General features: G+C 71.9%; 6 protein-coding genes. 5 read left to right on the top strand and 1 reads right to left on the bottom strand.

All coding sequences use genetic code 11. The features are described from left to right. Positions 1–272: 272 nt before the first annotated feature. On the bottom strand, positions 273–1,478 hold the full coding sequence (locus tag AB0I18_RS37600) for a helix-turn-helix domain-containing protein (RefSeq protein ID WP_363110191.1): 1,206 nt from the start codon (positions 1,476–1,478) through the stop codon (positions 273–275). A 224-nt stretch (positions 1,479–1,702) separates the two neighbouring features. Here AB0I18_RS37600 and AB0I18_RS37595 point away from each other — a divergent pair, with 224 nt between their 5' ends. The 5 genes from AB0I18_RS37595 to AB0I18_RS37575 are packed head-to-tail and all read left to right on the top strand — an operon-like array spanning position 1,703 to position 6,683. Next, complete coding sequence (locus tag AB0I18_RS37595) at positions 1,703–2,512, top strand: ABC transporter ATP-binding protein (RefSeq protein WP_363110190.1); 810 nt, start codon at positions 1,703–1,705, stop codon at positions 2,510–2,512. A gap of 47 nt (positions 2,513–2,559) precedes the next feature. Beyond that, positions 2,560–3,423, top strand: coding sequence for an ABC transporter ATP-binding protein (locus tag AB0I18_RS37590; protein WP_363110194.1), 864 nt, complete (start codon positions 2,560–2,562; stop codon positions 3,421–3,423). Beyond that, positions 3,420–4,310 (top strand): branched-chain amino acid ABC transporter permease, encoded by an 891-nt coding sequence (locus AB0I18_RS37585; protein ID WP_363110189.1) that lies wholly within the window; start codon positions 3,420–3,422, stop codon positions 4,308–4,310. Before AB0I18_RS37590 ends, AB0I18_RS37585 begins: the two co-directional genes overlap by 4 nt. 58 nt (positions 4,311–4,368) lie before the next feature. Next, on the top strand, positions 4,369–5,424 hold the full coding sequence (locus AB0I18_RS37580; protein WP_363110193.1) for a branched-chain amino acid ABC transporter permease: 1,056 nt from the start codon (positions 4,369–4,371) through the stop codon (positions 5,422–5,424). Further along, a complete protein-coding gene (locus AB0I18_RS37575) occupies positions 5,421–6,683 on the top strand; it encodes an ABC transporter substrate-binding protein (RefSeq protein ID WP_363110188.1) in 1,263 nt (420 codons plus the stop codon). Before AB0I18_RS37580 ends, AB0I18_RS37575 begins: the two co-directional genes overlap by 4 nt. Positions 6,684–6,752: the final 69 nt, after the last annotated feature.

Here is a 6,752-nt window from a genome sequence, read left to right as displayed (position 1 = left end):
GGTGTAGTCCGCGCCCGTCTCCCGGTCGATGAGCACCGCGTGGCGCTGGCCGAACGTGCCTCGGCGGGACCTCAAACGCCGGACGGGCTGAGTGGGCGCGGGTGGGCTGGATGGCCTGGAGGGCAGGGCGCAGCCCGCCCTCCAGGGGCGCGGGGAACTGCGCGACCAGCCACAACCCACCCGCACCCGACGCACCACACCCCCCGGGGTCTGGGGCGGAGCCCCCGGGGACGGGACGGGTAGGGGCGGCGGGGGCGAAGAAAAGCCCCTCCTCACCCCACCCCCGCCAACCGATACGCATCCAACGCCAACGTCATCTCGATCAGATCCCGCGGCCGGGCCAGCGACCGGGACGTCAGCTGTTCCAAGCGGCGGAGGCGGTTGAAGACGGTGTTCCGGTGGCAGTACAGGCGCCCGGCCGCCCGCCCGGCGGACCCTTCGCAGGACAGCCAGACGTCCAGCGTTTCGAGCAACACGGCCCGATCCCCGGGTTCAAGCTCAAGCACCGCCCCGAACACGTCGGACACAAGCCGCCCCGCCAACTCGGGCTGGCTCACGACCAGCGCGGTCGGCATCCGCTGATCGAGCCGCACGACGGCCGTCGCGTCGGGCGGACAGGTCCGCAGCGCCAGCTCGGCAAGCCGCCGAGCCCGCCCGAGCTCACCGAGACCCGCGACCACCGGGCTGATCCCGCCAGGACCGGAACACCGCCCGTCCAGCGCCCGCGCCACCCCGTCGAGCCCCTGCCCGGCGACCAGCGCCACCACCCCCACCTCACAGTCCGCCCGCATCCGCCAGATGAACCGGTACCCGTCCCCCTCCAAGGGCCGCCGGAACGACTCCCGCGACTCCCGCCGCTCGGCACGGAGCACGACCACGGCGTACGGTCCACGCTCCGGAAGATCGAGCCCGGCGGCCGCCCGCGCCGCGAGCCCCGGCGCCTCCTGCCCCTCCAACAGCGCGTCGAGAAGCGCCTGAAGCTGTTCGTCGGTACGCCGCCGCAGCTCCGTCTCGGTCGCCCGGTACGCCTCACTGGCTGAGGCGGCCTGCGCGTCCACGGCGGACCACACCATCGTCGCCGAGCGCATCAGCACCGCCAGCCGCTCCGGCTCCTGCCGGGCCGCCGCCCCCTCCATCAGCGCGTCCCACACCAGATAGCCGGCGGTACGGTACGCGTGCACCAGCAGCTCAAGCGGCAGGCCCTGCTGGGCCCGACGCCGCCCCGCCTCCTCCGCGTACTCCAGGTCACGGCGCGGCGAGGCCCGTGGCGCGGAGATCGTCTCGATGCCGATCCGCATCGCCTCCTCGGCCTCCCGCCACTGCTGGTCGTACGGCAGGAACTCCCCGTACACGGGTGAGTACTCGGCAAGTTGCCGCATGTGCTCGTCGACGAGCTCCGGCAGCCGCTCCAGCAGCGCCGTGCAGGACTCGGCAAGCAGTTTCCAGTCGTGACCGGTACGCCTTCTGCGCGCTCCCATGGCCGGAGGATGCCACCGCTGCGCCGCCCCGCACAGGCCCCTGACACGCAGTGTTGTGCGCGTGCACAACGCGCGGCCGTGCCCGCTGGTCACCCGCAGCGTTTCGCCCGCGCCCCGTGGACGGGCGCCCCGGCCGGTGCTGGGGTGAGCGCCACACCGGACGAGAGCGCGGCGGGCACAACGCCGGAACACGGCCGGGACAGAGCGAGGAGAGGGGGAGATCCATGGGTGGTGGTGCAGGACTGGTCGTACGGGACCTGTCGGTCGGATACGGCCCCGTACGCGCACTGCGCCAGGTGTCCCTGGAGGTGCCCGAGGGAGCCGTGGTCACGGTGCTCGGTGGCAACGGCGCGGGCAAGTCGACCCTGCTGCGGGCGGTCTGCCGGACGCTGTCGTTCCACCGCGGGGCGGTCACCGGCGGCACGGTGAGCCTGAACGGCCGCCGTCTCGACGGTCTTTCACCGGACCGCGTGGTCGCCGCCGGAGTGTGCCAGATCCCGGAGGGGAGACGGGTGTTCGCCCGTATGACCGTCGCCGACAACCTCCGCGCCGGAGCACTCGGCGCCACCGGCGGCCGCGCCGCCCGGGCCGCCGCGCTGCGCCGCGTGCACGAACTGTTCCCCGTCCTCGCCGAGCGCGCCCAGCAGCGCGCCGGCCTCCTGTCGGGCGGAGAGCAGCAGATGCTCGCGGTCGGCCGCGCCCTGATGGCCGCCCCCAGGATGCTGCTCCTCGACGAGCCGTCGCTCGGGCTGGCCCCGCTGATGGCCGAGCGGATCGCCGACACCGTACGGGAGATCAACTCCCAGGGCACCTCGATCCTGCTCGTCGAACAGAACGCCGCCCTCGCCCTGCGACTCGCCTCCCGCGCGTACGTCCTCGAAGTCGGCGAAGTCACCCTGTCAGGACCGGCCGACGAACTGGCCGCCTCGGACGAGGTGCGCCGCCGGTACCTGGGAGTGGTCGACGAGGACGCGGCGGCCGACGCCGAGCGGGCCGGCGGCGCGCACCCGTCACTGACGCGGTGGAAGGGATGAGCGACGCCATGCCGAGCCCCGCCCCGCCGCCCCCGCCGGCCGACACCATGCCCACCTCCGAGGTCCCACCGCTCCAGGTGACGGACCTGACCGTCCGTTTCGCCGGCCTCACCGCCCTGGACGCCGTGAGCTTCACCGTGCGTCCCGGCACCGTGCACGCACTCATCGGCCCCAACGGCGCCGGAAAGTCCACCTGTTTCAACGTGCTGTCCGGCGTCTACCGCGCCACCGGCGGCAGCGTCCGCTTCGGCGAGCACGAACTGACCGGCATGCCTCCGCACCGCATCGCCGATCTGGGCGTGGCCCGCATCTTCCAGAACCTCGCCCTGCCGCCGCTCGCCACGGTCGAGGACAGCCTGCTCCTGGGACGGCACCGGCTCACCAGGACCGGCTTCCTGGCGGCGGGACTCCGGCTGCCCTCGGCGGCCCACGAGGAGCGTCGCCACCGTGAACGCGTCCGCGAGATCGCCGAGTTCGTCGGCATCTCGCCGTATCTGAACCGCCCGGCGGGCTCCCTCCCGTACGGGCAGCAGAAGCTCGCCGAACTCGCCCGCGCCCTGTGCATGGAGCCCCGCCTGCTGCTCCTGGACGAGCCGGTCGCGGGCATGACCGCCGACGAGCGAAGGCGAACCTCCGCCGTCATAGCGGGAGTTCGCGACAGCCTCGGCATCTCGATCGTCCTGGTGGAACACGACATGGGGGTGGTGATGCGGCTTGCCGACGCCGTGACCGTACTCGACTTCGGGCGCCTGATCGCGGACGGCGCCCCCGGCGACGTACAGAACGATCCGGCGGTCGTACGCGCCTATCTGGGCGAACGCGCCGAAGGACCCGACGAGTTCGAGGGACCGGATGAGTCCGGGAGACCGGATGGGTTCGCGGGACCCGGGGGAGAGGAGACCGCGTCATGAGCACCCTCGCCGAACTCCTCCTCAACGGCATCTCGATGGGCTCCGTGTACGCCCTGATCGCCCTCGGTTTCGTGGTCATCTTCCGGGCCACCGAGGTCGTCAACTTCGCCCATGCGTCACTGCTGTTGGCGGGCGGGTACGTCACCGCGACCCTCCACGACGACCTCGGCTTCTGGCCCGCGCTGCTCGTCGGGATCGCCGGCGCCGCGGTGGTCGGGGCAGCCGTCGAGTTCCTGGTGATGCGCCGCTACCGGGGCTCCGACCACAGCGTCCTGGCCATCGTCACCATCGGCGTCGACATCCTGCTCACCACCGAACTGACCCGCCGCATCGGCACGGACGTGCTGCCGCTCGGCGACCCGTGGGGCGACGACGTGCTCACCCTCGGCCCCATCTCGCTGGCGCACACCCGCATCGCGGCCTTCGTCGCCGCGGCCCTGCTCATCACCACCTTCCTGCTCGCCTTCCGCTACACCTCGTGGGGCGTCGCCATGCGCGCCGCCGCCGAGAGCCCGGAGACGGCCGCGCTGATGGGCGTACGGCTCGGCAGGGTGTCGCTCGGCGCCTGGGCCGTGGCCGGTGGACTGGCGGCCGTCGCGGCGCTCTTCCTGACCGTCTTCCCGACCCCCGGCCTGGAGAGAGCCACCTCGCTCGCCGCCCTCAAGGCCTTCCCCGCCGCGATCCTCGGCGGCCTCGACTCCACGACCGGCGCCCTCGTCGGCGGTCTGCTCGTGGGGATCACGGAGTCCCTGGCGACCGGCTACCAGAGCGAACTGACCTTCCTGGGACGGGGGTTGGGCGACCTGGCGCCCTATCTCGTGATGACCGTGATCCTGCTCATCCGGCCCGCCGGGCTGTTCGGCACGAAGGAGCTGGCCCGTGTCTGAGGTCCTCACGCGTGACGCGGCGGCCGACAAGCCCCGGCCCGCCCGCCGCGGGCCCGCCCTGCCCACCCACGTGCGTCCGTACGTGTGGGCGGCCGGCGCCGTCCTCCTGTTCGCCCTGCCCTTCTACGTGGACCGCTTCTGGCTCCAGGCCGGGCTGTTCGCGATGGCCGCAGCGATCGGCGCGATCGGCATCAACCTGCTCACCGGCTCCACCGGCCAGCTCTCCATGGGCCACGCCTTCTTCCTCGCGGTCGGCGCCTACGGCTACTGCGTGTTCGCCGCGGACGGCGGCGACGGGCTGACCGGCCTCGGACTGCCGACCTGGCTCGCGGCCGTCCTCGCCGTCCTCGTCGCGGGCCTGGCGGGCGGCCTCTTCAGCCCCATCGCGGGCCGGCTCAGCGGCGCCTACCTGGGCATCGCGACGCTCGCGCTCGTCTTCATCGGCCTGCACGTGATGTTCAACGCGCACGATCTGACCGGCGGCTCCAACGGCCGCGACGTACCGCCCCTGAACCTCTTCGGCCTCACCTTCGACGACAGCGAACTCGTCGTCGCGGGCGTGCCGTTCGGATCGGCGGAGAAGCTCTGGTACGCGGGACTCGTCCTCCTCCTCGGCTGTGCGCTCTTCGCCCGCGGAGTGCTGCGCGGCCGCCCCGGCCGCGCCATGAACGCGATCCGCGACCACCGCATCGCCGCCGGGGTCATCGGAGTGCCGGTCGCCCGCTACCGGGCCGCCGTCTTCGTACTGTCCTCGATGTACGCGGGACTCGCGGGCGTGCTGCTCGCCCTCATCTTCCAGCGGACGGTGCCCGACTACTTCGGCATCACGCTGTCGCTGGAATACCTCGCCATGATCGTCATCGGCGGGCTCGGTTCGGTCTCGGGGGCGGTGGTCGGGGCCGCCTTCGTCTCCCTGCTGCCGCAGCTGCTGACCCGCTACAGCGATGCGCTGCCCCTGGTCTCCGCCCCCGGTACGGGTGGGATCGCACCGGGCGAGGCATCCCGGTACCTCTACGGCGCCGCCGTCGTCGCGGTGGTGCTCTTCCTGCCCGGCGGCCTGGTCAGGGTGGCCGCCGGGCGACGCGTCAGGACCCATTCAGGGGAGGAACGATGAGTACGACGTATGCGGCCAGGATGGCCGCAGGCGCGCTCGCCGCGCTGCTCGTGCTGGCCGGTTGCAGCGACAAGGCCAAGGACGACAACGAGGACAAGGGGGCCGCGGGCGGGGTCAAGACCGGCGACGGCATCTCCGGCAAGACCATCACGCTCGGCGTCCTCACCGACATGACCGGCGTCTACGCGACCCTCGGCAAGAGCGTCACCCAGGCCCAGCAGCTGTACGTGAAGCAGCTGAACGCCGATGGCGGCGTCTGCGGCTACAAGGTCGCGCTCACCGTCCGCGACCACGGCTACGACCCGCAGAAGGCCGTCGCCGGGTACACCGAGCTGGAGCCGGACGTGCTCGGCTTCACCCAGTTCATCGGCTCGCCGTTCGTCGCCGCGGTCAAGCAGCGCATCGACGGCCAGGACAAGGCCCTGGTCCTGCCGCAGGCGTGGTCGGCCTCGCTGCTCGGCAGCCCGTACATCCGGGTCATCGGAACCACGTACGACGTCGAGACGATCAACGCCGTCGACTTCCTGATGAAGGAGAAGGGCGTCAAGAAGGGCGACAAGATCGGGCACGTCTACTTCGAGGGCGACTACGGCGAGAGCGCCCTGGTCGGCTCCAAGCACATGGCGAAGGAGTCCGGGCTCACCGTCGTCGAGCAGAAGATCAAGCCCACCGACAACGACATGACCGCACAGGTCTCCGCCCTGAAGAAGGCCGGCGTCAAGGCCGTCGTGATCAGCGCGGGTCCGCGCCAGGCGGCCTCGCTCGTCGGCGTCGCCGCGGCCGGCGGCTTCAACGTGCCGGTCATCGGCAACAACTCGGCCTTCGCCCCGCAGCTGCTCGCCACCCAGGCGGGCCCGGCCCTCATGAAGAACTACTACGTGGCGAACCCCTCGCTGCCCATCGGAGCGGACACCCCGGGGGCCAAGAAGCTCGTGACCGACTACAAGAAGGCCTATCCGAAGGACGCCCTGGACAACGGCGTGGTCGCCGGCTGGACGGCCGTGCACGCCTTCAGTGAGGCACTGAAGAAGGCCTGCGAGAGCAAGGACCTCACCCGCGAGGGCGTCGACAAGGCCCTCCTGACCCTCGACGCCCTCGACACGGGGTTCGGCATCCCCCAGGACTTCACCGACCCGAACGCCCCCTCCTCCAAGCAGAGCGTCATCCTGCAGCCCGACAAGAGCGTGACGGGCGGCATGAAGGTGGTCCGCGAGGCCGAGGCCTCGACGGTCGCCGAGAGTTACACGCCGGGCACCTGACGCTTGAGGTTCTCCCGGACAGGCGGAGGGGCCCGGACCAACCGTGTGGTCCGGGCCCCTCGGCCGTAA

This window comes from Streptomyces sp. NPDC050704 (assembly GCF_040654355.1).
GTDB lineage: Bacteria > Actinomycetota > Actinomycetes > Streptomycetales > Streptomycetaceae > Streptomyces.
The sequence above is the reverse complement of the archived record's forward strand: the minus strand, read 5'-3'. Positions and strand labels throughout refer to the sequence as shown.

Coding starts and splice junctions, on each gene's coding strand:
- AB0I18_RS37600 (WP_363110191.1), bottom strand. CDS start 1,478: ATGGGAGCGCGCAGAAGGCGTACCGGTCACGACTGGAAACTGCTTGCC.
- AB0I18_RS37595 (WP_363110190.1), top strand. CDS start 1,703: ATGGGTGGTGGTGCAGGACTGGTCGTACGGGACCTGTCGGTCGGATAC.
- AB0I18_RS37590 (WP_363110194.1), top strand. CDS start 2,560: ATGCCCACCTCCGAGGTCCCACCGCTCCAGGTGACGGACCTGACCGTC.
- AB0I18_RS37585 (WP_363110189.1), top strand. CDS start 3,420: ATGAGCACCCTCGCCGAACTCCTCCTCAACGGCATCTCGATGGGCTCC.
- AB0I18_RS37575 (WP_363110188.1), top strand. CDS start 5,421: ATGAGTACGACGTATGCGGCCAGGATGGCCGCAGGCGCGCTCGCCGCG.